This window comes from Faecalibacterium faecis, from assembly GCF_040096475.1.
GTDB classification, from domain to species: domain Bacteria; phylum Bacillota; class Clostridia; order Oscillospirales; family Ruminococcaceae; genus Faecalibacterium; species Faecalibacterium taiwanense.
Window position 1 is genome coordinate 30,046 of the sequence record NZ_JBBMEP010000012.1, and the last position, 19,548, is coordinate 49,593.

Below are 19,548 nucleotides of genomic sequence, written 5' to 3' on the forward strand. Positions count from 1 at the left end.
AAACCACCTGTTTACATTCTGGAGCACGTGTAAACAGGTGGTTTACAGAAAAAATCATCTGAAAAGAGTATAATAAAAGCATGAAATCAAGCTGCGAAAATAAAGTGGGGAAAACGAAATGGAACGGCTGCTGACACTGTATAGCGAAGTTCAGTCAACGGATGTACGGTGGCTGTGGTATCCCTTTATTGCAATCGGAAAAATCACACTGCTGCAGGGTGATCCCGGCGATGGAAAATCTACCATGATGATGAATCTGATTGCGGAACTTTCAACAGGAGGTAAGACCCCGGACGGATGCAAAATTGGTGCGCCGCAAAAAGTGATTTATCAGTGCTCAGAGGATGGCGTTTCAGACACGATAAAGCCCCGTCTGGAACGCTGCGGAGCAGACTGCGGGAAGATCGCTTTCATCAATGAAGAAGTCTATAACGGCCTTACATTGGACGATGAGCGCATCCGTCAGGCAATCATTGAATTCCGGCCTCGATTGGTCGTGATCGATCCGATTCAGGCTTATCTTGGCAGCGATTCGGATTTGCAAATCGCAGGCAGAGCGCGGAAACTCATGCGCCGCCTTGGAATGTGGGCTGCTGGTTACGACTGCGCTATCGTTCTGATTGGACACCTCAACAAAAAAGAAGGCTCCAAAGGGCTGTACCGCAGCCTGGGAAGCATTGATGTTGTGGCAGCAGCACGAAGTGTCCTGCAGGTGGAACGGGATGCCGAGAACCGTGATATAAGAATCGTACATCAAATCAAAAACAGTCTTGCGCCTACGGCAGAAGACATCCGCTTTTCCATTTCTGCCGACAAGGGCTTTCGATGGCTGGAATGCAGGCCACAGCTTTTTGAAAAACAACAGCCGGACGCCGAACCTAAATTTGATACAGAGCAACAGAAAGCTGCCTACTGGATCAAGCATTTTCTTGAAAAAGGCGATATGAGCGCGAATGAAATTTATTGCCGTCTGGACAATGAGGGTGTCAGCAAACGAGTGGCACGGATGGTAAAAACAGAAATGGGAATCCACTGCTACCAGAAAAAGCGGAGATGGTATTGGAGTGTTCAGCCGGAAGAAGGTGCTGTGAATGGACCACAGGTATAAAGTTGGCGGCTATGTGAAACTTGCAAAATTGTGGGAGCGCTCTAAGGATGCAGCAGTAGCCTATCACAGTTCCTACTATGCTGAAAAGTTTAAAACTGATAGCGATAAAAAGCTGGTTGGTGTTTATATTGACATCACAGGGAATAAGGAAATTTATAAACGCCCGGAAATGGTGCATCTGCTCAAAGATTGCAAAAATGGTTCCATAAATCTGATTTTCTCGCAGACAAGGGCCTATCTTGCAGCAAATACCTGTGATTTCTGTTTTTTGCTGAAATATCTGTTTGACTTGCCGATGCGAGTGGATATTGTTACAGACGATGATGACCAGAGAATCGACACCATTCTTGACGTTGATAACCAGCGGCAGAGTCTGAAAGATTTGGCTGAAAAATATACATCGATCCGAAGGAAAGATTATCTTGAGTGGAGAATCCGACTGGAACATGAAATGACAAAGGCTGAAAAAAATGAACGTGGAAGGACAGTATAATCCAAAAGACGTAGAGTGTATTCCGGTAGAAAACCTTGAAGTGCTGCCGAGTGGGGCAGACTGGCAGAGCCGACATCTGGAATCTGAAAGGCGAAAAGCAGAGATTCGTGACAGAATCCATAAGCAGACAGAACAGGGGCAGAAAACGGCAAAAGATTACTTTCGTCCGGCGAAACCGACACCGTCGATTTACGACAGCGACCTGAAGCGTGTGGCGGTTTATGCCCGTGTCAGCACTTCCAGCGAAGAACAGATTTCTTCCATTGAAAACCAGACTCTATATTACACCAAAAAGATTGCAGAAACGGAAAACTGGAATTTGCAGGATATTTACAGCGATGAAGGAAAATCGGGTACTTCACTGCGGAAACGGGATGCGTTTAAGCGCATGATGCGAGATGCCAAAGACCAGAAGATGGACTTGATTATCTGTGCCAGCATTTCGCGGTTTGCGCGAAATTTTTCGGATTGTATGACGCAGATTGCAGCATTGAAAACCATGCACCCGGCACATCCCATTGGCGTGTACTTTGAAACTGAAAACATCTACACGCTGAATCCAAGCAGCCAATATAGTTTGGACATTCAAGCACTTCTGGCAGATTGGGAATCGGGCAACAAGAGTCGCCGGATGATCCTTTCGTATGACCAGCGTATTATGACAGGCCAGTACCCGGTGGCCGACCTGATGGGATATCGGCATACGAAGGATGGACGGTTGGTAATTGAGCCGGAAGAAGCAAAGACGGTGCGGTTTATTTTTCTGGCGTTTATCCAGGGCTATAACTACGATCAGATCGCGGCAGTGCTGACACAGAAAAAGCGCAGCACCCTGCGCGGTAGGCAGGAGTGGAACGGCATGATGGTGGCAAACATCATGAAAAATGAACGCCGCTGGGGTGATCTGGAAGCTAGGAAGAGCATTGTGGTAGATTACAAACTGGGCAAGGTCACGAAGAATAACGGCAATCGCTGCTCTGCCTATGTCCCGGAACATCACGAAGCGATTGTTTCCCCAGAAATCGCACGAGCTGCACATCTTGTGGCATCCAGCAGCAAAAAGTGCGGGGTGCAGGATATTGTGGTAATCCGGCAGGGAGCATTGAAAGGCTTTGTGGGCATCCATCCGAACTGGAGCGGCATCAATGCTGAAAGTATCCGCAGCCTTTGCCTGAGCACCTATCTGCCGGAAGAGGTGATGAAACTGAACGATATAGCAGAGATGAGGGCTGGGGCAACACTGGGAAAGGCACTTCAATCTGAATATATGACGGTTTCAGGTACTTGCTTTATCAACCAGAGTAGCCCGGTTATGACGATTTCTAAAAATGGAATCCGTTTCAGCAAGGCCTGCCATAGCCGGTTGGACGACTGCGAGTATGTGGAACTGCTCTATCATCCGATTCTGCAGGTCGTGATTTTGCGAAAGAGCGATCATGGCTCTTCAACGGCGATGCACTGGCAAGATGACAATGACGTTCATAGTGCCTTTTCAGCCAGAGCATTTTCTGGACTGGTCTTCCAAACATTGAACTGGAGAAGGAATTGCCGCTACCAGTGCCGTGGTATCTGCCGGGGTCAGGGAAATGCAAAATTTCTGATTTTTGAATTAGATGAGTCCCGGATTTTGACTGGGAAAAATCAGTATGAACAAGAAAATTGTTCGATGAATCTGAAATGCCGGTTATATCGGAGTAAATGGGTTCAGAGCATTACAGTTAATGATGTGATGGAATCTGGCCAAGTCGTAGAAAATCCCATGATTGGTGCAATTCCAAGCAAAAATGAAGTTCAACGTGAACTGGATGATCTTTTGATGTCGATGTAGGAGGAACTTATAGAATGGAAGAAAAAAGCAGTGCGCAGGAACTGAGCGTTCGGGAAATCTCCTTGATTCGTGAACTTGCACAGATACGGAAAGAACATAAAAGAGAACTGGAGTACGAAAAGTTCGATGGCTATGAACTTCCGCCGCGCACCCAGTTTTCCATGCTGAATAAACCTGCAGTGAGCATAAAATATGGTGTTATGAAATTTAATATGGCATGCATTCGGCTTTTTGAAGGAATCAAGTATGTCCTTCCGATTTTGCACCCTAATAAGAAGCGGCTTGCGTTGATTATGTGCCCGGAAGAGGACAGCGCGTCTGTTGAATGGGCACGACAGAAAGGCGAAAACTGGGTGAATAAGGATATTACATCATTGGAATTTGTAGAAAATATCTTCAGGCTCATGAACTGGAATCGGGAATGCCGTTATAAAGTGCTTGGACGAGTGGCTAATTCAGATCAGGGCCTTTGTATGTTGTTCGATCTGGAAGAAGCAATCATGTTCACACCGAAGCCACAGGAATATGCGGACCCGCTTACTGGCGAAATGAAGAAAAAACAGATGAAATTCTTCCCGGATACTTATAGGAATCGCATCGGAAAATCTTATAATGACTACATTGCAGATCATCAGATGAACATGTTTGAGGATTTTATTGGATATCAGGGGTCAGCAGTATTGGATGAGCCAGTACGGGAGGAAGATTCATTTTCAAAAGAGTCGATGTCCCAAGAAAGCGAAATCTCTGAAAATATATTACTGCCGGATTTAGCAAAACAGTCTGAAAGTATAGAACAGCAGAGCGGTGAGATTGCTGAGAGAGGAATGCCAACATGAGTTCTGAGCGAATTATGAATTTGCTGGTGACGATTCCGGCGGAAAGTCGGAGAATGAATGTGGGGAAAGATGTTATCCGTATTCTTGGAAGTCCGGCCTATATTTGCATTTTGCAGAGGAAAGATCGGCAGTCTATTGCAATTACGCCATGTGCTGCCGAACATCCAATGTCCTTTAAGGTCCCGGACAGGCTGCTGACCGACGGACAGTGCCGGATGAGGATCAATGGAGTACAGTTCGTCCAGGCGTTATTAGAGGCAAATGGTCTTGCTGCAGGGAAAGACTATCAGTTTAAGGGAAGGTATGAAGCTGAGAAAAACGCAGTTATCATATCGCTTGAAAAAGATGAACGGGAATGTTAGAAAAGACGGAAAAATCTGGAATACAGGTGTGGCACTATTGAAATATTTTGCTGGCCTGAATTCAAATCAGAATGGGCAATATGGACAAATCTATGCTGAAAAGTTTACATCTGCCTGCTTGATATGCAAGGTGTTTTATGGTAAGATGAAAGCACAATAGGGATAGTATATGCTCCTGTTGACCCTGCTGTAAGGAAGTGAATGCCGATGGAAAATCAGCTTGCTCATGCGATAACGCAGACGGAATACGATTTGAGTTATGATAAGGCTGCCAAGAAGCTGCTGGCCAACAAACAGATTCTGGCGCAGATTATGAAGAACTGCGTGAATGAGTACAGTGCCTGCTCCGTAGACGAAATTGCAGAGAAGTATATCGAAGGAACTCCAGAAGTGGGTACAGTTGGCGTTCATGTTGATGATACAAACAGACCCAAGAAAACTTCTGACGTAATTGCTGGTAGCAATAATGAGGATTCTACGCTGACTGAGGGAACCATCAATTATGATGTTCGGTTCGATGCAATCGCACCAGCATCAGAAGGTTCTGCTGAACAGAAAGATGTGATACGTCTTATTATTAATGTGGAGGCGCAGACGGCTTTTAATCCGGGATACCCGTTGACAAAGCGAGCAATCTATTATTGCAGCAGGATGATCTCCGCACAGCATGGTCCGATATTCACGAACTCGGAGTATGGGAAAATCCGAAAGGTGTACTCTATCTGGGTTTGTACACACCCAACCAAGGAGTTCCAAAACACTCTGATTCGTTATTCTATCCGACCAGAGCAGTTGATTGGAAACGCTGTTGAAAAATCGGAAAACTACGACTTGATGAGTGTTGTAACGATTTGTCTTGGAGAACCGGGTACGGAAAACTATACAGGTATTGTGAAATTTATGGATGTGCTGCTCTCTTCTTCCAGAGCAGCTACTGAGAAAAAGAAAATTCTTGAAGAAGAATTTGGCGTTGCAATGAACGAAGAACTGGAAAGGGAGGTGCTTGTTATGTGCAACCTTAGTCAGGGCGTAAAGGCCGAAGGTAGAGAAGAAGGCATCAACATTGGTGAGATGCGGATGCTGGTTAAACAGGTAAGAAAAGGCCGTGTGACGATTGAAGAAGCAGCGGAAGATGCTGGAATGACAGTAGAGGAATTTAAGAAAGTGATGGAAAACACCCCGCTGCAGGCGGTCTAAGATAAAAAGCATATAGAGTAAAATGTAAAGCCCTACAAGGCTCAGATCGGTTCGATACCGATTGAAAGCCTTGTAGGGCTTATTTTTTTGGCGTTTTTTCAATTTTATTTGTGAAAAATGTTGTCCAAGACTTGACATCGGCCGGCATTGATTGGCAGCGCGAGAAATGGCAATCAGGACTTGGTTCTAAGTTTATCCACCAAGGCGAAAAAAATGCTGCGAAATATGCGGACGAGGTCATTGTTCTGAGCAAAGGCGTGCAGGATTATTTTAAGGAAACTTATGGAAGAGAAACGCACTTTATCCCTAATGGCGTGAATGAAAAACTATAAAATCGCTGTGGCCGGCACGGGATACGTCGGGCTTTCCTTGGGAGTGCTGCTGGCGCAGAACCATCAGGTAGTGGCAGTCGATATTGTGCAGGCTATGAAGGTGTCTACCATAAAGTTTCAGTTGAAGCGAAATAAGTGAGTAGCCCATGACAGGTCTACATAAAAGATTCAGTGGTGGTCGGAAGATGATCACTGTGAGAAAAATGATAACTACAGTGTGATGAACACACTGTTTGATATAGATAAACCCCGCCGATGTATTGCATCGGCGGTTAGATATAAAAATTTGTGAGAGGAATATAGCGGAATGAAGTTTTTTATAACGGGCGTAGGCGGTCAGTTGGGTCATGATGTGATGAATGAGCTATTGAAGCGTGGTCATGAAGGCGTCGGTTCGGATATTCAGGAAAACTACAGCGGCGTGGCAGATGGTTCTGCAGTAACAAAAGCACGGTATATGGCCCTGGATATTACTGATAAGGACGCTGTAGAGAAAGTAATTACAGAAATAAATCCAGATCAAGAAGAACGAAAAGAGCAGCCAACATAGAAGTCAGAATTTTCTTTTTTCCCCTTTAGCAGAGATGGCTTCTGAGACCAAAATGTGACCCAGTAGGGCACATTTTAAGGAACAAGTGACCTGCTGGGTCACAGAAAAATTATCTGATATCCATGAATATGTGGGGGGGTGACTCCGGATTTTCTGGATGTATTGGAGGAAGGCTTCAAAGAATTCTTTGAAAAAGAAGTGTCGAATAATCCTCTGAAAGCAGAATATTTTCAGGAAGTATAAGGCGAGCGGCTATGCTGGTGTGAAAGCAATTTTTGAGCGGGATCAGCGGAACCAGAAGTTCATATGGGGAATGTATGACCGCATTTGCGGAATGTTCTGCCGGAAAACACGGTAAAGCTGCGGCTTTCGGTCAAAATACACACATTTCCGTGCATCAGCGGCAAATGTTTGTTAAACTATTATCTATTTTGCAACCTTGCAATGTGCACGGTTTTTGTTTATAATAGTAGAGTAACGGGGCAAGATCCCCCGAATGCGAGCGAAACTCTAGTTCAGAAATTAAAACTTGAGAGGAGTTTATTACCATGGGTTTAGGTAAGAAGACGATCGACGATCAGAACTACTGCGGCAAGAAGGTGCTTGTCCGTTGCGATTTCAACGTCCCGATGAAGGACGGTGTGATCACCAACGAGAACCGCATCAACGCAGCTCTGCCCACCATCCAGAAGCTGGTCAACGATGGCGCAAAGGTCATCCTGTGCAGCCATCTGGGCAAGCCCAAGAACGGCCCCGAGGCAAAGTTCAGCCTGGCACCCGTTGCTGTGGCTCTGAGCGCAAAGCTGGGCAAGACCGTTGTGTTTGCTGACGACGACAACGTTGTGGGCGAGAACGCAAAGGCTGCTGTTGCTGCCATGAACAACGGCGATGTCGTTCTGCTGCAGAACACCCGCTTCCGCAAGGAAGAGACCAAGAACATGCCTGAGTTCAGCGAAGAGCTGGCTTCTCTGGCTGATGCATATGTTGACGATGCATTCGGCAGCTGCCACCGTGCACACTGCTCCACTGCAGGTGTCACCGACTTCATCAAGGATACCGCTGTTGGTTACCTGATGGAGAAGGAGATCAAGTATCTGGGCAACGCTGTGAACGATCCCGTTCGTCCCTTCACCGCTATTCTGGGCGGCGCAAAGGTCGCAGACAAGCTGAATGTTATCTCCAACCTGCTGGAGAAGGTCGATACCCTGATCATCGGCGGCGGCATGGCTTACACCTTCGTCAAGGCTCAGGGCTACGAGGTCGGCAAGAGCCTGTGCGACGATTCCAAGCTGGATTACTGCAAGGAGATGATGGCCAAGGCTCAGGAGAAGGGCGTGAAGCTGCTGCTGCCCGTTGATGCTGTCTGCATCAAGGACTTCCCCGATCCCATCGACGCTCCGGTTGAGACCACTGTTGTTCCCGTCACCGCGATCCCGGCTGACATGGAAGGCTGCGACATCGGCCCCGAGACCATGAAGCTGTTTGCCGATGCTGTCAAGGCATCCAAGACCGTTGTGTGGAACGGCCCCATGGGCGTGTTCGAGAACCCCACTCTGGCAGCTGGCACTCTGGCAGTTGCCAAGGCTATGGCTGAGAGCGATGCTACCACCGTGATCGGCGGCGGCGACAGCGCAGCAGCTGTGCAGCAGATGGGTCTGGGCGACAAGATGACCCACATCTCCACCGGCGGCGGCGCTTCTCTGGAGTATCTGGAGGGCAAGGAGCTGCCCGGCATCGCAGTCATTCAGAACGCATAATCTGATCCCGGCATCATAATGGGTGCGGCGGCTTTAGCGCCGCCGCATCTTTTTGTTTGTGCAGAGCTTTCTGCACGATAGCACGATAGAAGGTAAATAAAGGAGATAGAGTATCATGGATAAGGCAAAGCGTAAGGCTATCATTGCAGGCAACTGGAAGATGAACAAGACTGCCTCCGAGGCTGCTGTTCTGGTGGACGAGCTGGTCCCCGCAGTGCAGGACGCAGGCTGCGAGGTGGTCATCTGCACCCCGTATACCGATCTGGTCACCGCTGTGGAAAAGACCAAGGGCACCAACATCCATGTGGGTGCTGAGAATGTTCACTTCGAGAAGTCCGGCGCTTTCACCGGCGAGATCAGCGCTGACATGCTGGTAGATCTGGGCGTGGAGTACGTCATTGTGGGCCACTCTGAGCGCCGCCAGTACTTCGCCGAGACCGACCAGACCGTGAACAAGCGCGCTCTGGCTGCTCTGAACGCCGGTCTGAAGGTCATCATCTGCGTGGGCGAGAGCCTGCAGCAGCGCGAAGAGGGCGTGACCGAAGAGCTGGTGCGTATGCAGACCAAGATCGCTCTGCGTGATGTGACCGCTGAGCAGATGGCAAATGTTGTGATCGCTTACGAGCCCATCTGGGCCATCGGCACCGGCAAGACCGCTACCGCCGATCAGGCTGAGGAAGTCTGCGGCCAGATCCGCAAGGTGATCGGCGAGGTGTACGGCGAGGCAGTTGCCGAGGCTACCACTGTCCAGTACGGCGGCAGTATGAACGCCAAGAACTGCGAGGAGCTGCTGAGCAAAAAGGATGTGGACGGCGGCCTGATCGGCGGCGCATCCCTGAAGGCTCCCGACTTTGCAGTGATCGTCAACGCAGCCACCAAGGGCTGATCGACGGTTTAAATCAGCTGTTTCAGCGCCCGGCTGCGCCGCATTTTCAGCGCTGTGCCGGGCGCTGATTTGTTAAATTCAAAGGAGATTCAATTTTATGGCAAAGAAACCTGTTCTTCTGTGCATCATGGATGGCTTCGGCTGGGTGCCGGAGGAGACCTTCGGCAACGCCGTGGTCGCCGCAAAGAAACCCCACCTCGATGCTCTGATGGCAAAATATCCCATGACCACCATCAACGCTTCCGGTATGGCCGTCGGTCTGCCCGAGGGCCAGATGGGCAACTCTGAGGTTGGCCACACCAACATGGGCGCTGGCCGCATCGTGTACCAGCAGCTCACCCTCATCACCAAGTCCATCAAGGACGGCGAGATGCTCCAGAACCCGGTTCTGGTCAAGAACATGAAGGCTGCCATCGATGCCGGCAAGGCCATCCATCTGATGGGTCTGGTGGGCACCGGCGGTGTGCACAGCCACGCAGACCACTGGTTCGGCGTGCTGGAAATGGCAAAACATCTGGGTGCAAAGAACGTTTACCTGCACTGCATCACTGATGGCCGTGATACCGACCCGCACTCCGGCAAGGGCTTCCTGGCCGACCTGCAGGCCAAGCTGGACGAGCTGGGCATCGGCAAGATCGCCAGCGTCTCCGGCCGTTACTACGCCATGGATCGCGATAACAACTGGGATCGTGAAGAGAAGGCATATGCTGCCTTTGTCTACGGCGAGGGCAATCATGCCGCCAACGCTGCCGAGGCCATCGAGGCATCCTATGCAGCAGACAAGACCGACGAGTTCGTTCTGCCCTGCGTCACCTGTGAGGGCGGCCGCGTGCAGGATGGCGACACCGTCATCTTCATGAACTTCCGCCCCGACCGTGCCCGCCAGATGACCCGTATCTTCTGCGACGATGCGTTCACCGGCTTTGAGCGCCGCGGCGGCCGCAAGCAGGTGAACTATGTCTGCATGGCCGAATACGATGCCACCATGCCCAACTGCGAGGTCGCCTATCCGCCTGTGGAGCTGAAGAACGTTCTGGGCCAGTACCTGTCCGAGAATGGCAAGACTCAGCTGCGCATTGCCGAGACCGAGAAGTACGCTCATGTCACCTTCTTCTTCAACGGCGGCGTGGAGGCTCCCTACGAGGGCGAGGACCGCTGCGTGATCCCCAGCCCGAAGGTCGCCACCTATGACCTGAAGCCCGAGATGAGCGCCCCCGAGGTTGCTGCCGAGTGCGTCAAGCGCATCGAGAGCGGCAAGTACGATGTGGTGATCCTGAACTTCGCAAACTGCGATATGGTCGGCCACACCGGCGTGTTCGATGCTGCGGTCAAGGCCGTGGAAGCCGTTGACACTGCTGTGGATCAGGTGGTCACTGCTGTGCTGAATGCAGGCGGCTGCGCCTTCATCACCGCCGACCACGGCAACGCCGAGAAGATGATGAACCCGGACGGCACCCCCTTCACCGCACACACCACCAATGTGGTGCCCTTTGTGGCTGTTGGCTGCGGCGATGTGAAGCTGCGTGAGGGCGGCTGCCTTGCCGATATCGCTCCCACCATGCTGCCGTATATCGGTCTGCCCGTGCCTGCTGAAATGACCGGCAAGAGCATCATTGTGGAGTAATTGACCGTTAAAATGGCCGACGCGTTCGCTTTGGCTATGAATAGCGGAATTGTTATTCTTATATTTACAGCTCTGGAAAATCTGCGGATTTTCCAGAGCTGTTTTTTCACGTGAAAAGCCGATAAGATAAACTGCGTTTTTGGGTTTCGACCCCATTCTAAATCAAAAACTTTTCTTTTTTTCCCATCCGTGCTACAATAAAAATGAATTTTTGATTGTAGGAGAAGCGGATGGAAACAACGCATAAACAAATCGTTCTGGGCATCCTTGCCCATGTGGACTCCGGCAAGACCACCCTTTCGGAAGCCATGCTCTACCGCTCCGGCGCGATCCGCAAGCTGGGCCGCGTGGATCACAAGGATGCCTTTCTGGATACCGACACGCTTGAAAAAGCGCGCGGCATCACCATCTTTTCTAAGCAGGCCCTGTTGACAGCGGGCAATACGGATATCACATTGCTGGACACCCCCGGCCATGTGGATTTTTCCACCGAGACAGAGCGCACCCTGCAGGTGCTGGACTATGCTGTGCTGGTGGTAAGCGGCACCGACGGCGTGCAGAGCCACACCGAGACGCTCTGGCGGCTGCTGCGGCGCTACCATGTGCCCACCTTTGTGTTCGTGAACAAGATGGACCTGCCCGGCAAGAGCAGGGAAGAGCTGCTCGCCCAGCTGAACCACCGTCTGGGCGAGGGCTTTGTGGCCTTTGATGTGCCGCAGGCCGACCGGGACGAAGCACTGGCTCTGTGTGACGAAAACCTGATGGATCGGATGCTGGATGCCGGGCAGTTGACCGATGCGGACCTCATCCCGGCCGTTGCACGCCGGCATGTGTTCCCGTGCTGGTTCGGTTCGGCGCTGCGGCGTACCGAAAACGATGCACTGGAAAGCGTGGACGCTCTGATGGACGGCATCGACCGCTATACCCGTCCGGCTCCCGCGCTGGATGCCTTTGGCGCCAAGGTGTTTAAGGTGTCGCAGGATGAGCAGGGCACGCGCCTGACATGGCTGCGCGTGACTGGCGGCGAACTGAAGGTAAAGGCCCAGCTCTCCGGCGAAGCAGATGGTGAGCCGTGGGAGGAAAAGGCAAACCAGCTGCGGCTGTACTCCGGCGTAAAGTATACGCTGGCGGAAGCCATCGGCCCGGGGCAGGTGTGCGCCGTCACCGGCCTGACCAAGGCGCGCCCGGGCGAGGGCCTTGGCGCGGAACGCGACAGCGATGTGCCGGTTCTGGAACCGGTGCTAAGCTATCAGGTGCTGCTGCCGGAGGGGGCTGATGTGCACGCGGCACTGGGCAAGCTGCACCGGCTGGAAGAAGAGGAGCCGCAGCTCCATGTGGTATGGAACGAGACTTTGGGCGAGATCCATGTGCAGCTCATGGGCGAGGTGCAGCTGGAAGTGCTGCGCAGTTTGCTGGCAGAGCGCTTTGGCCTGAACGTGGAGTTCGGCCCCGGCGGCATTCTGTACAAGGAGACCATCACGGAGCCTATGGAGGGCGTGGGCCACTACGAGCCGCTGCGCCACTATGCGGAGGTGCATGTCAAGCTGGAGCCCCTGCCCCGCGGCAGCGGGATGCAGTTTGCCGCCGACTGCCGGGAAGAAGTGCTGGACAAGAACTGGCAGCGCCTTGTGCTGACCCATCTGGAAGAAAAGCAGCACCTTGGCGTGCTGACCGGTGCGCCGCTGACGGACGTGAAAATCACCCTCATTGCAGGCCGCGCCCATCTTAAACACACGGAGGGCGGAGATTTCCGGCAGGCCACCTATCGCGCGGTGCGGCAGGGCCTGATGCTGGCCAAAAGCCAGCTGCTGGAGCCATGGTATGCCTTTCGGCTGGAAGTGCCGGTGGAGAACCTTGGCCGTGCCATGACCGATATCCAGCGCATGGAGGGCAGCTTTGACCCGCCAGAGAGCGGGGAAGAGGCTGCTGTGCTCACCGGTTTTGCACCGGTGGCCACCATGCGCAGCTACCCCATGGAGGTGGTGGGCTATACCCGGGGCCGGGGACACCTGACCCTGACGCTGGACGGCTACCGGCCCTGCCACAATGCGGCGGAGATCATTGAAGCCGTGGGCTACGAGCCGGAGCACGACCTTGACAACCCGGCAGATTCGGTGTTCTGTGCCCATGGCGCGGGCTTTGTGGTGCCTTGGGATCAGGTGCGCAGCCACATGCATGTGGACAGCGGCTGGGGAAAAAGCAAAAGCCCGGAGCAGGAGACGCAGGCCGTGCCCCAGCGCCGGACAGCGGCTTACCGCGCAACACTGGAAGAGGATGCCGAGCTGCTCAAAATCTTCGAGCGCACCTATGGCCCCATCAAACGGGACCCGCTGGCGGCATTCCGCCCGGTGCAAAAGCGGGAACGCCCGGATTTTGATGCCCAGCAGTGGGAAATCCTGCCCGAATATCTGCTGGTGGACGGCTACAATATCATCTTTGCGTGGGATGAGCTGAACGCCCTTGCAAAGGACAGTCTGGAAGCGGCCCGTCACAAACTGATGGATATTCTGTGCAACTATCAGGGCTACCAGAAGTGCAATCTTATTCTTGTATTCGATGCCTATCGTGTGCCGGGCAGCCCCGGCAGCATTGAGCAGTACCACAATATCCATGTGGTCTACACCAAGGAAGCCGAAACCGCCGATATGTTCATCGAGCACGTTACTCATGAGATCGGCAAGGGGCGGCGGGTGCGTGTGGCTACTTCCGACGGCATGGAGCAGATCATCATTCTGGGCCACGGCGCGCTGCGTGTCTCCGCCCGCATGTTCCATGAGGAAGTGCAGAATGTGGAAAAGCAGATCCGCAAACTGGTGCAGGGGGAAGCATAAAATGTCAACCGAGATCACATCCGAATTTGTCTGGCACAACATCCCGCCGCGCCCGCGCGACAGCCACAAGGGCAGCTTTGGCACCGTATTGGCTGTGGCAGGCAGCGCATATTACCGAGGTGCGGCCCTGCTGGCTGCCGAGGGTGCGCTGCGCACCGGTGCGGGCATTGTAACGCTGGCCAGCGTGGAGCCGGTATTGGCAGCTGCGGTGGCCCGCCTGCCGGAATGCTGCCTGTGTCCCTGCGTGGTGGGGGCCGAAGGCGGCATCTCACCGGAGAGCATTCCACAGCTCCAGCGCCAGAAGGCGACGGTGCTGCTGCTGGGCCCGGGCCTTGGCGGTACAGCCCAGAGCACAGGCCGCGCGGCCGAAACACGCACGCTGGTGCAGAAGCTGCTGCCCGGCTTTGCAGGCAGCGCGGTGCTGGATGCGGACGGCCTGAACGCCGCCGCGCAGCTGCTGGCCGAGGGCAAAACGCTGCCGCACCCGGCGGGAGAGCTGATCGTGACCCCGCACCCCGGCGAGATGGCCCGGCTCACCGGGCTTTCGGTGGCGCAGATCAATGCGGACCGTGAAAATACTGCCTGCCAGTATGCAGAAAAATGGAACGCTGTGGTGGTACTCAAGGGCTGCCGTACCGTGGTGGCTGCACCGGATGGCCGCGTGTGCACAAACCCTACCGGAAACCCAGGCCTTGCCCGGGGCGGCAGCGGAGATGTACTGGCCGGTATGACGGCGGCCCTGCTGGCCTGCGGCCTGCCTGCATACGAAGCTGCGGCCTGCGCGGTGTATCTGCACGGTGCCGCTGCTGACCGTGCCGCTGCTGCGCTTGGCGAGTACGGAATGCTGCCGCATGATATCTTGTCCCAGCTGGGCCGGATATTTGCGGAAAACCACAGATAAAAAGAAAAGGGGTGTCTCTCTGTCTGCCGAAGAGACACCCCTTTTAACATTGCATCACATCGCCAGCACTTCGGCCCACTTTTCCTCGGCTACCGGGATGCCAAGCTCCATGTTTTCCTTGCGGCTGCGGTGCTCACCCATGCCGGGGCAGCGCACCTCACGGCCCGGCTCTGCAGGCTCACTGGATGCCACATCGGCGGCAATGGCATCAATGACGGCATCGGTGAGGTCGGCGGACTGGAACTTTGCAGGATCAATGGCGATCATGATCTGGGTCAGGCCCACTTCATCGCCAAAGGTGCCGATCGTTGCCACCGAGTTTGCGCCCGTCAGGATAGTACCGATCATATCCAGCAGGATGGAAAGACCGCTGCCCTTCCAGTAGCCAATGGGGATCATGCGGCGGGTCTCTTCAATGGCAGCGGGGTCGGTGGTCAGGCTGCCGTCTGCATCGTAGCCGCCTACCACAGGCAGCTGTTTGCCGGCCAGACGCATCGTTTCCAGCTTGCCGTAGCTGAACTGGCTCAGGGCACAATCCACCATGATGTGCTCCCCGTTCGAGCGCGGCACGGCCAGAATGAGCGGGTTGTTGCCGATGTGGTTATCCTTTGCGCCCCATGCAGGCATGTTGGGGCAGGTGTTGGACCAGCAGATGCCGATGCAGCCCGCGTCTGCGGCCTGCCAGCCGTAGGTGCCGCCGCGCATCCAGTGGTTGTTGTTGCCCAGCGCCACCATGCCAATACCGAACTGATGTGCCAGCTCTACGGCACGGTCCATGGCGTGCTTGGCGTTCAGAGGGCCAAAGCCGCGCTTGCCGTCCCAGCGCTCCATGGCACCAAAGCTGGCAATGCACTCGGCCTCAGCGGCGGGATCAATCTCGCCCTTGCGCAGGTATTCCACCACGCGGGGGAAGCGGTTCAGCCCGTGGCTGAACACGCCAGCCAGACTGTTCTGGGCAAAGATCTCGGCCGCTTCATGGGCACGCTTTGGGCTGAAACCGTATTTGGTCAGGACCCGCTCAAATTCGGCCAGCATCGTCTCGTAAGCAATGCGCATGGATTGTACCTCCTGTATGTAAAAAGTAATAAACAGATCGTTACACTTATTATAACAAGCGGCGGCGCGGTGCGCAAGATGTGCGGCCGGCATCAGTGCAGGAGGTGAAAGGAGTACACGAGCACACACCGACAGCTATGTGAAAAAACAAATGAATATACGAACTTCATAATTTTTTAAGAGTTATTTTGTGAAAAAGTCATATTGAAAAACGAAAAGAGGATTGATATACTAATACCACAATATCCAGTTGGACATGTTACTGGTAATGCAGGCAGGATCTGATGGAATGACGAATACCTTTTCTTTTGGGTGAATTGTAGCCAGATACTATGATTCCGGGAGAAATTGTACACGGGGTCATTCTGTTGGGTCTTTTTTCTTTTGTCCGCTTCGGCCGGGCGGCAGGGAAATGCCACCACACACAAGATAAAGGAGAACAAAATGAAGAACTACAAGCAGACTGCCTCCGACGTGCTGCGTCTGGTTGGCGGCGAGAAGAACGTTGTGCAGGTCGAGCACTGCTCCACCCGCCTGCGCTTCACTCTGGCAGACACCTCCAAGGTGGATGCTGCAGCCCTGAAAAAGACTGCCGGTGTTATGGGCGTTATTTCCAGCGGCCCGCAGTGTCAGGTGGTCATCGGCAACGATGTCATCGAAGTGTACGATGAGCTGCTCAAGCTGGGCACCTTCAACGCAGGTCAGGCTGCAGCTCCCGCTGCCCCCAAGGGCAAAAAAGAGATCGGCGGCATTATTCTGGACTACATGGTCGGCATCTTCCAGCCGCTGGTCCCCGCCATTGCAGGTGCAGGCGTTCTGAAGGCTCTGATGGTGCTGCTGAGCACTCTGGGCCTGATGAGCAGCGGAGATATCGCCTATAAGGTGTTCGTCGGCGTGGCAGATGCAGCTCTGTACTATCTGCCCGTCATGGTCGCCTTCACCACTGCAACCAAGTTCAACTGCAACAAGCTGGTGTCTGTGGCTCTGGCTGCTGCCATGATCCACCCCAGCGTTTCCGCTCTGCTGGCTACCGAGGGCGGTGCTTACTTCCTCGGCATCAAGCTGCAGAACATCGCTTATGGCGGACAGGTATTCCCGGCCATCCTGACCGTCATTTTCATGTCCTTTATTGAAAAGTGGGCCAACAAGTGGTGCCCCAAGGCCATCCGCGTGTTCTTTGTGCCCATGCTGTGCTTTGGCATCGGCTTCCCTGTGGCACTGGTCGTCCTCGGACCTCTGGGCTACAACATCGGTGCCCTGCTGACCACTGTGATCCTGGCTCTGTACAACACGCTGGGCTGGCTGGCCGTTGCTCTGCTGGCTGCCGTGCTGCCCTTCATGATCTCCATGGGCATGCACAAGGCTCTGGTCCCCTACGCAGTTGCTTCTATTTCTGACCCCGGCTTTGAAATGCTGTACATGCCTGCTTCTCTGGCACACAACATTTCCGAGGGCGGTGCCTGCCTGGGTGTTGCTCTGAAGACCAAGGACGAGAACCTGCGCGCTACCGCGATCTCCGCTGGCATCTCCGGCCTGTTCGGCATCACCGAGCCTGCTCTGTACGGTGTTACCCTGCAGCACAAGAAGGTCATGATGTCCGTTGTGGTCTCCAGCTTCATCGGCGGTCTGTTCGTTGGCCTGATGAAGGTCAAGGCATTCGTTGCCATGGGCCCCGGTCTGGCTGGCATGGCCATGTTCGTTGACCCGGATAACGGCAAGAACATCCTGTGGGCTGCAGTTGGTCTGGTGATCTCTGTTGTGGCCTCCTTCGCATTGTCCTTCTTCCTGTATAAGGACGAGACCCCCGCAGAGGATGAGACCGCTGCACCCGCTCCCGAGACTGCTGCAGACGCAGCAGCTGCGGATTCCACCATCAGCAGCCCCCTGCAGGGCAAGGCCATTGCTCTGGAAGAGGTCAAGGATGAAGTTTTCTCCCAGAAGATCCTGGGCGACGGCATTGCCGTGGTGCCCGAGAAGGGTGAGCTGTACGCTCCCGCTGACGGCGTGATCGAGTCCGTGTTCGGCACCAAGCACGCCATCTCCATGAAGACCAATGCCGGTGCTGAACTGCTCATGCACATCGGCATGGACACCGTCAAGCGCGATGGCAAGGGCTTTGATCCGCAGGTCAAGGACGGCGAGACTGTCAAGAAGGGCCAGCTGCTGATGAAGTTTGACCTTGACGGAATCAAAGCAGACGGTTATGATGTAACTACCCCCATCGTCGTGACCAACGCCGATGAGTTCACCATCAAGACTGTGGCCGAGGGCGCTGTGGTGCCCGGTGCCGCACTGCTGAAACTGGAGGCAAATAAATGAGTTTCCCCAAAGGATTTTTCTGGGGCGGCGCTGTTGCTGCGAACCAGGTAGAGGGCGCATGGAACGTGGATGGCAAAGGCCCCAGCGTGGCCGATGTTGCCACCTACAAGCCCAACACCGACGTGAAGGATTACAAGTCCCATGTTGCCATGGACGACGCACACATTGCTGCCGCCATGGCCGACCCGGATGATACCTATTATCCCAAGCGCCGCGGCATCGACTTCTACCATCATTACAAAGAAGACCTGAAGCTGTTTGCCGAGATGGGCTTTACCATGCTGCGCGTTTCCATTGCATGGACCCGCATCTTCCCCACCGGCGAGGAAGCAGAGCCGAACGAAAAGGGCCTGCAGTTCTACAGCGACCTGTTCGCTGAGATGCACAAAAACGGCATCGAGCCGCTGGTCACGCTGAGCCACTACGAAATGCCGCTGGCACTGGCCACCAAGTACAATGGCTGGGTGGATCGCCGCGTGATCGACTGCTTTGCAAAGTTCTGCCATGCGTGCTTTGAGCGCTACAAGGATCAGGTCAAGTACTGGCTCACCTTCAACGAGGTGGACAGCGTCATCCGTCACCCCTTCACCACCGCCGGCATCATCCCCAGCCGCGTGCCCGAGGATAAGATGCTGGAGACCTGCTATCAGGCCCTGCACCACCAGCTGGTGGCCAGCGCTATGGTAGTAAAGGACTGCCACGAGATCATCCCCGGCAGCAAGGTGGGCTGCATGCTGACCAAGCTCACCACCTATGCCCGCACCTGCGCACCCGATGATGAGCTGGCTACTCAGGCAAAGAATCTGGAAAACCTGTTCTACGCCGATGTGCATGTCTGGGGCGAGTACCCCCGCCTGATCCTCAAGATGTTCGAGCACAAGGGCATCCACGTGGAAATGCTGCCTGAGGATGCCGCCACCCTGAAGGCAGGCTGTGTGGACTTTGTTTCCTGCAGCTACTATATGACCATGACCGAGTCTGTGGACCCGAACGCAGAGCGTACCCCTGGCAACACCGTGCTGGGTGTCAAGAACCCGTATCTGCCCTCCACCGACTGGGGCTGGCAGATCGACCCCAAGGGCCTGCGCTACAGCCTGATCGAGCTGTACGACCGTTACCGCAAGCCGCTGATGGTGGTGGAGAACGGCATGGGTGCCAAGGACGTGGTGGAGGCCGACGGCTCCATCCACGACCCCTACCGTGTAGAGTACTTCCGCCAGCACATCAGCGAAATGGGCAAGGCCATCGATGAGGGTGTTGAGATGTGGGGCTACACCACATGGGCACCCATCGACCTGATCTCTGCATCCACCAACCAGATGTCCAAACGCTATGGCTTTATCTATGTGGATCAGGATGATATGGGTAACGGTACTCTGGCCCGCAGCCGTAAGGACAGCTTCTACTGGTACAAGAAGGTCATTGCTTCCAACGGCGAAGATCTGGACTAAGCGGCAGTCTTAAG

Annotated in this window: 16 protein-coding genes and 1 pseudogene; 16 read left to right on the forward strand and 1 reads right to left on the reverse strand. The window is 53.9% G+C overall.

Translation table 11 applies throughout. The features are described from left to right. Positions 1–118: 118 nt before the first annotated feature. The 14 genes and pseudogenes from WMO17_RS07640 (at position 119) to WMO17_RS07705 (ending at position 14,708) form a co-directional block, all read left to right on the forward strand. Positions 119–1,108: an AAA family ATPase gene (locus WMO17_RS07640; RefSeq protein WP_349137825.1), complete on the forward strand. Its 990-nt coding sequence runs from the start codon at positions 119–121 to the stop codon at positions 1,106–1,108. After that, positions 1,092–1,601, forward strand: coding sequence for a hypothetical protein (locus tag WMO17_RS07645; RefSeq protein WP_120121027.1), 510 nt, complete (start codon positions 1,092–1,094; stop codon positions 1,599–1,601). The genes WMO17_RS07640 and WMO17_RS07645 overlap by 17 nt, the downstream gene beginning before the upstream one ends. After that, positions 1,579–3,429, forward strand: a complete 1,851-nt coding sequence (locus WMO17_RS07650) for a recombinase family protein (protein WP_349137826.1) — start codon at positions 1,579–1,581, stop codon at positions 3,427–3,429. The genes WMO17_RS07645 and WMO17_RS07650 overlap by 23 nt, the downstream gene beginning before the upstream one ends. A gap of 14 nt (positions 3,430–3,443) precedes the next feature. Beyond that, positions 3,444–4,268 carry a hypothetical protein gene (locus tag WMO17_RS07655; protein ID WP_349137827.1) on the forward strand — a complete coding sequence of 275 codons (825 nt, stop codon included), beginning with the start codon at positions 3,444–3,446 and terminating at the stop codon, positions 4,266–4,268. Then, positions 4,265–4,630 carry a hypothetical protein gene (locus WMO17_RS07660; protein ID WP_178832583.1) on the forward strand — a complete coding sequence of 122 codons (366 nt, stop codon included), beginning with the start codon at positions 4,265–4,267 and terminating at the stop codon, positions 4,628–4,630. The genes WMO17_RS07655 and WMO17_RS07660 overlap by 4 nt, the downstream gene beginning before the upstream one ends. 207 nt (positions 4,631–4,837) lie before the next feature. After that, entirely contained in the window at positions 4,838–5,827 is a 990-nt protein-coding gene (locus WMO17_RS07665) for a hypothetical protein (protein ID WP_349137828.1), read from the forward strand. A gap of 110 nt (positions 5,828–5,937) precedes the next feature. Continuing rightward, a complete protein-coding gene (locus WMO17_RS07670; RefSeq protein ID WP_349137829.1) occupies positions 5,938–6,159 on the forward strand; it encodes a DUF1972 domain-containing protein in 222 nt (73 codons plus the stop codon). Further along, positions 6,146–6,298: a hypothetical protein gene (locus WMO17_RS07675; RefSeq protein ID WP_349137830.1), complete on the forward strand. Its 153-nt coding sequence runs from the start codon at positions 6,146–6,148 to the stop codon at positions 6,296–6,298. Before WMO17_RS07670 ends, WMO17_RS07675 begins: the two co-directional genes overlap by 14 nt. A 168-nt stretch (positions 6,299–6,466) precedes the next feature. After that, positions 6,467–6,679 (forward strand): annotated as a pseudogene (locus WMO17_RS07680) (NAD-dependent epimerase/dehydratase family protein); the annotation flags it as partial. A gap of 578 nt (positions 6,680–7,257) precedes the next feature. Then, positions 7,258–8,466 carry a phosphoglycerate kinase gene (locus WMO17_RS07685; protein WP_005945608.1) on the forward strand — a complete coding sequence of 403 codons (1,209 nt, stop codon included), beginning with the start codon at positions 7,258–7,260 and terminating at the stop codon, positions 8,464–8,466. A 115-nt stretch (positions 8,467–8,581) separates the two neighbouring features. Then, entirely contained in the window at positions 8,582–9,352 is a 771-nt protein-coding gene (tpiA, locus tag WMO17_RS07690; RefSeq protein ID WP_005945612.1) for a triose-phosphate isomerase, read from the forward strand. Between the two features lie 97 nt (positions 9,353–9,449). After that, on the forward strand, positions 9,450–10,976 hold the full coding sequence (gene gpmI / locus WMO17_RS07695; protein WP_349137831.1) for a 2,3-bisphosphoglycerate-independent phosphoglycerate mutase: 1,527 nt from the start codon (positions 9,450–9,452) through the stop codon (positions 10,974–10,976). Between the two features lie 230 nt (positions 10,977–11,206). After that, positions 11,207–13,807, forward strand: coding sequence for a TetM/TetW/TetO/TetS family tetracycline resistance ribosomal protection protein (locus tag WMO17_RS07700; RefSeq protein WP_291015252.1), 2,601 nt, complete (start codon positions 11,207–11,209; stop codon positions 13,805–13,807). A 1-nt stretch (position 13,808) separates the two neighbouring features. Further along, complete coding sequence (locus tag WMO17_RS07705; RefSeq protein WP_120080150.1) at positions 13,809–14,708, forward strand: NAD(P)H-hydrate dehydratase; 900 nt, start codon at positions 13,809–13,811, stop codon at positions 14,706–14,708. Positions 14,709–14,762: 54 nt separating this feature from the next. On the opposite strand, the gene yiaK is transcribed toward WMO17_RS07705, so the two are convergent. Then, entirely contained in the window at positions 14,763–15,764 is a 1,002-nt protein-coding gene (gene yiaK / locus WMO17_RS07710) for a 3-dehydro-L-gulonate 2-dehydrogenase (protein ID WP_097777548.1), read from the reverse strand. 444 nt (positions 15,765–16,208) lie between these two features. On the opposite strand from yiaK, the gene WMO17_RS07715 reads away from it, so the two are divergent. Next, on the forward strand, positions 16,209–18,083 hold the full coding sequence (locus tag WMO17_RS07715; protein WP_294647600.1) for a beta-glucoside-specific PTS transporter subunit IIABC: 1,875 nt from the start codon (positions 16,209–16,211) through the stop codon (positions 18,081–18,083). Further along, on the forward strand, positions 18,080–19,534 hold the full coding sequence (locus WMO17_RS07720; protein ID WP_349137832.1) for a glycoside hydrolase family 1 protein: 1,455 nt from the start codon (positions 18,080–18,082) through the stop codon (positions 19,532–19,534). The genes WMO17_RS07715 and WMO17_RS07720 overlap by 4 nt, the downstream gene beginning before the upstream one ends. Positions 19,535–19,548 lie beyond the last annotated feature (14 nt).